Annotated in this window: 5 protein-coding genes; 2 read left to right on the top strand and 3 right to left on the bottom strand. The window is 43.1% G+C overall.

Annotation, left to right across the window (positions count from 1 at the left end; genetic code table 11):
* Positions 1-113: 113 nt before the first annotated feature.
* Positions 114-278, bottom strand: coding sequence for a hypothetical protein (locus tag JMX48_RS13810; RefSeq protein ID WP_201538749.1), 165 nt, complete (start codon positions 276-278; stop codon positions 114-116).
* Positions 279-482: 204 nt separating this feature from the next.
* A complete protein-coding gene (locus JMX48_RS13815; RefSeq protein WP_201538750.1) occupies positions 483-824 on the bottom strand; it encodes a hypothetical protein in 342 nt (113 codons plus the stop codon).
* Positions 825-1084: 260 nt separating this feature from the next.
* On the opposite strand from JMX48_RS13815, the gene JMX48_RS13820 reads away from it, so the two are divergent.
* Together JMX48_RS13820 and JMX48_RS13825 are read left to right on the top strand one after the other, a co-directional pair.
* A complete protein-coding gene (locus JMX48_RS13820) occupies positions 1085-3736 on the top strand; it encodes a MobA/MobL family protein (protein ID WP_201538751.1) in 2652 nt (883 codons plus the stop codon).
* A 24-nt stretch (positions 3737-3760) separates the two neighbouring features.
* A complete protein-coding gene (locus tag JMX48_RS13825) occupies positions 3761-4717 on the top strand; it encodes a hypothetical protein (protein WP_201538752.1) in 957 nt (318 codons plus the stop codon).
* A gap of 269 nt (positions 4718-4986) precedes the next feature.
* Here the strand turns inward: JMX48_RS13825 and JMX48_RS13830 are convergent, their stop codons facing one another.
* Positions 4987-5262, bottom strand: coding sequence for a hypothetical protein (locus JMX48_RS13830; protein ID WP_201538753.1), 276 nt, complete (start codon positions 5260-5262; stop codon positions 4987-4989).
* Positions 5263-5290 lie beyond the last annotated feature (28 nt).

Below are 5290 nucleotides of genomic sequence, written 5' to 3' on the forward strand. Positions count from 1 at the left end.
AAGTAATAGGAAAATAAGCAAAAAAACCGACGAATTTGAAATAATAATATGAGCTACCAACTGCTTGTAAAATTATTTAGTAGCTCAACAAGCTGTTGTCCGTTTACTTGATATTAATCCTCACTTTCATAGTTCGGATCAAGAGTCGACCTCTGGAAATCTTCAAAAGCACGATCAAAGATCTTTTGAATGTCTGCATCTGTCATTTTGGACAAAGCTGGTTTCATGTTTTCAGTCTCATTTTTTGTAGATAATTTGTCTTCATTTTCAGTAGCCATTATCGATACCTCTGTAAATACATCTCAAATCGTTGCTAGAAAGCCTAAAAAGCACCCTTATACGCATTCTACGCTCTATTTTATACACTGGTAGCTAAAGATATTTTAAAGCGCTTAAAACAGCTAAAAATCGTCTTCTAGCATTTCGCTAATTAGAAGACGATTCAGTTGTACTGATGAGTAGGCTATTGCTAACAGTAACAGTTATTGCGCTGCTGATTCGTCATCAAACAATGAACCGTACTCACTTTCTTGATTGTCTTTATGCGAAGTAAAACTGCTTGATACCATCTTAGCCTCACCTTGCATCTTATGAGCAATTGACTTTAAAAACTCACGGTGCTTTTTCAAACGGACATACTTTTCATTATCGTGTGCGTCTAAAAAAATGGCTTGCAGTTCATGATTGTCATCATCGTCTAATGCGTTGGCCAACCACTCCCCCAATATTTTATGTGCTTCAAGCCTGTCCTGATCAATCTCTTTTTTAAGAGCCTGTAATTGCTTAATCTTATTTGCGAATAAATCATCTGATATTATTGACATTACCTCATCCTTTTTTTAGCCAACTATGATAGAGTTGATCCTAGCAGTACACACACAGGTATGCAAGGTAGTAAAATACACAAGACCACATCGTTTCGTGGGCGCAGTAGTATTTTAACCCTCTGTAAGAGCGAACTTAGGAGTTTATGTAAAAAAGGCCCACAAGGGGCGCTATTTTTTTACATAAACTCCGTCGTTCGGCAGGGGGCGAACCCCCTACAACCCCCAAAAAATCATCTCTCAATGTTGGGTTTTTTGCTATGAATAATAAAGGGTTTCATCTGTCAGTTAGTGCCGTTAGTAAGGCGAAAAATCATAGCGTGGTGGCAAAGTCGGCTTATAATTCTGGCTCAAAACTGGTTGATGAGCAGTCAGGAGTCGTCCACGATTATACCAGTAAAGCTAAAGACAAAATCTTAAACTTAGTGGACAGTGACGGCACTAAATACACGCAAGTTATTGAGAGAAATGTGGTGCATACGGCGTTGATAACGCCAACTCTTGCTGGGGGTTTGGCAGTGACGCGTGAGGAGTTTTGGAATGATATCGAACGCATTGAGACTCGTAAAAACGCGCAATTGGGTACTGAGATTGATGTGATGTTTCCTGATGGGATCACACCTGATCAGCGGATAGTTCTGGCCGAGCGATACGCTCAAACCTTATCTGATCGCTATAACGTGCTTGTCGATGTGGCCATCCATCGACCCCATAGTCATGAGAAACATGTGGGGAAGGGTGAAGTGGTTGAGCTGACCAGCAGTAACTTTCATGCCCATATTTTACTCTCAAGCCGTGAGATATTAGCGGATGCTGATAAAGGGTATGTCTTATCAAAGCGTAAGAATTGGTTGCAGTGGTCAACCGGTGAGCGGCTATCCAAAGGACTAAATGGGCGCGGTGATGAGCTTAAATATCAACGCACCCTTTGGGCGGATATGGCTAACGAGCTATTGCCTGAGAATAAAGCGATCAATGAGAAATCGTACCGTGAGCAGGGCATTAATCTTTTACCAAAAATGAAACTGGGCAAGTCATTGTATAAGGATGTTTTAAAAGGTAAGCGCTCAGTGATTCATGAGTACAACGAGACAATTGATGAGATCAATGCCTACATCGAAAAAAATGGTCTGGTAATTGAGTATGACGACAAGGGTCGTATTGATCTTGAGAGCAACGCACAAGAGGTTAATGGCGTTACAGTACATTATAAAAAGCGTAAACCCTTTGCGCGAATTGAGCTCAGTAATATCCGCTTTGTAGATCCTGCCGCTGAACTTGAACCCGCTATTCCTAAAAATAACAGTCAGACGCATAGTGATGTGGTTGATGATCGCGTACTTGATGAGCTTTTAGCGATCTCAGACGACTTTGAGACGCAAAAAAAGATGGCTCGCAGCGCCTTATTTTCAACAATTGATGCGCTGCATGAAGAGTTAGCGCACCAGTCTAAACAGATCATCACTATTGACAAGAATATCAAAAATACGCCGCGGTTCACCGAGGAGGTGGGACAGGATTACAGCACGTCCCGCCAAAAAATGATTGAGCTTGCCAGGCAGATAAGCACAAAAGAGCAAAGTGAGGCACTAAAGGCGGCTTTAGCGTTGGTTGAGGAGTTTAGACAAGATGATACCCTACAAACGCGCCGCGCCGTTACCAGTCTTGAGAAGCAACTGTCACAGATTGATAAAATAGTGCTGAATAATAAAGCGATGCTAGAAAAGCTGATCCCGCTTAATAATGAAGTCATTGCTGACTACAAAGGGTTGAAGGCCACGCTAAAACCCTTTGCCGCAAAGCTGAATAAACTGGCGACTGGCTTTAAAGCACTTGATGAGATTGATATTGAAAAATCCGACTTATCCTTACAGTGGGATCAAGCGTTTGCGGATCTACAAGAGATAGATGTCACCAATAACATGGATACTTATCATAAGTTTGCTGCATTTGCAGATCTGGATGTTGAGCGCTTTAAACATCTTCAACAAGAGCGTGAGGCGCTCAGTACGTTAAAAGCGGTAGAGATAAACGCGGATGCTGATACTCGTTTGAGGGCATTGGCCGCTGATGTTAAAGCGTTTAAGACTGCTAATAATAACGACATCAAACAGTTAAAGCAGCAAATTAATACCAGTAAAAAGACTTATCAGCGCTTATCACCGTTTTATGAGCAGCGTATCGCTCTCCTTGATCAAAGTGAGGCGGTGATCGTGCAAGATGATGATTTATACGATGAAATCATAAGTACAAAGACTACTAAATTGAATGCAGATCGGCTTGAGGACTGGCGCAGCCGTACTATGGCGCTGCAATATCAGCTCAACAAAGCGCATGAGCAAGCAAATCTTAAGAAAGAGGCTGAGCGCGCACGAGAGGAGGCTTTGATCAGGCGGCGAGCAACCTTACAACAGAGGCGGAAGCAGGCATCTCTTAAGCGTCAGCAAATCAATGAGACCAAAGCATATCGAGATCGATTTGATAATTTAGTGGTACGGGTGTGTGACCGCGTTGATACTCTTGATTTTAAATCTATTGATGCGCCAATCGAAGTGATCAACGCGGCTGAGGCGGTTGCCGCACAAGCATTTATATTCACCACTCTAAAACGCACTGACAGCTTTACGGCATTGCAAAAGAGTTTACGAGACACCGATGCTAAAAAATCTGCAGCACGTATGCGGAAGGAAGCAACATCGCTATGGCAACAGCTTGAGCGCTTACCTGACAATCAAGATAAGGTCGAGGTGTTAACCCAAATCAATGAGCGCTTTGAACACGTTCCTGCTATCACCATAGATGCGGCAACGCTCACGCAAACCGTGACAGATCACCTGCAAAAAATGAAAAGCACCATCCAAGCGCAAGAACAAGCACAAACACGCCGCTACTCATCACCACGCCCATTTTAGGCGGCATTATGATAATGAGACCCCATGAATAAAGACAATAGCAATGAGCACGACATTCACGACGAGCTTATCAATCTCGTGACCAGACTCAAACCTGTAATCGAAGCTCTGCGAGCACTGATTGGACAAGCCGATGATGCGGTGGCAACGCGCCTTGATCGATCGCTTGGCCATATTGATGCCAAGATAGAGGAGATGACTGCTGTTACTCAGAAGCTGGATGGTAGCGCAAGCAGTGCCTCAGAAGCATTGAGTCAGTACCAAAATCTTGTATTGAAGCAGCTTCAAGCAGCAGTGACGGTCTTTACTGACACTGAAATACCGCGTCGTTATGATGACAAAATAGCGGGCATCATCACCGACATGAAACAGCAGATTGATACAGCTGTAGAGTCGATCGTCACTGCTAAAAACGACAGTATAGAGGCGCAAGTGAATGCTATGCAAGCGGTGGCTGATAAGCTTGGCGCTAGTGCGGATAGTCTTGTGCTATTCACTAGCAAGTATGAAGCCGGTCATAAACAGATTATCGAGGATCTTGACAGGTTCGAGACAGCCACCAAAGAGCGGATTGAGCAGGTTGAGGGTAGAGCGAGTAAAGACTTGGACAAAACCTATAAGTCCATTGAGGCCATAAGCATCAAAAAGATTTCGGCCGTAGCCGCCGCGTGTACGGCGGCTGTGATAATAAGCCTGGTGGCTCTAGTTTTTTGGTATGTGCCAAGCTTTGATGAGATTGCAGAGATGAGACACCAGAAAGCAGAGCTACAGCGCGGCATTGATGAGCTTGAAACGGGATGGAAGCAGGCCTTTAATAACGCTCGAAGTCAGCAGCTTATTTTGGCTTGTGATACCAATGAAGAGCAGCCCGATGTGATCAGCTGGTGCGTCAGAGCAGACAGCAAAAGCGTTTTGAGAGACGAGAAAGGCTTTGTTTATTATAAAATAGCTGAGTTGACGCGCGCGAAACCGACTGAGTAAAGATCTATGGTAATAGTGAACCATACTGCCCAAAGAGGCCTTTATAGATTTAGGGCGGCATAGATAATAAGGGCATTCTTATACTAGATATTGGCAGCTGATAGACCTAGTAAAGAATGAGTCTTCTAGAAAATATAAGACTCAAAAAGGTTTGTTTTGACTGTCGTCATCTTCGTCTATATCAAAAAGCCAGATAATGACACTTTATCTGGCTTTAAGGATTATTGCTTCTTGTCGAACAAGAAACCTGTGACTATCAGCTAAAACGGTTATGCTGCTTGGTCAGTATGAGCTGTGACCAACTCTATAAAGGCAGTTTCAAGGATGCTTAAAGTGTAGTCGTCAACGATAAGACCTTCATCTAGCTGTCGTTGCACCCAGACATAAATCGCTTCATCATTATAAAGAATAGCGTCAACACCAAATAATGATGCCAGTTGTACGCCTTGCTGTATTTGTAAGCTAAATAACAGCTGAGAAGCTAAAGCTTTAGTATGTTCACTAAACCATGCGCAGCTGTTGAGCCGAGATAGATGGTTGTTCATTGGAGTTCTCCTATAGATTATTATATAT

The sequence above is a fragment of the Psychrobacter immobilis genome, assembly GCF_904846225.1.
GTDB classification, from domain to species: domain Bacteria; phylum Pseudomonadota; class Gammaproteobacteria; order Pseudomonadales; family Moraxellaceae; genus Psychrobacter; species Psychrobacter immobilis_F.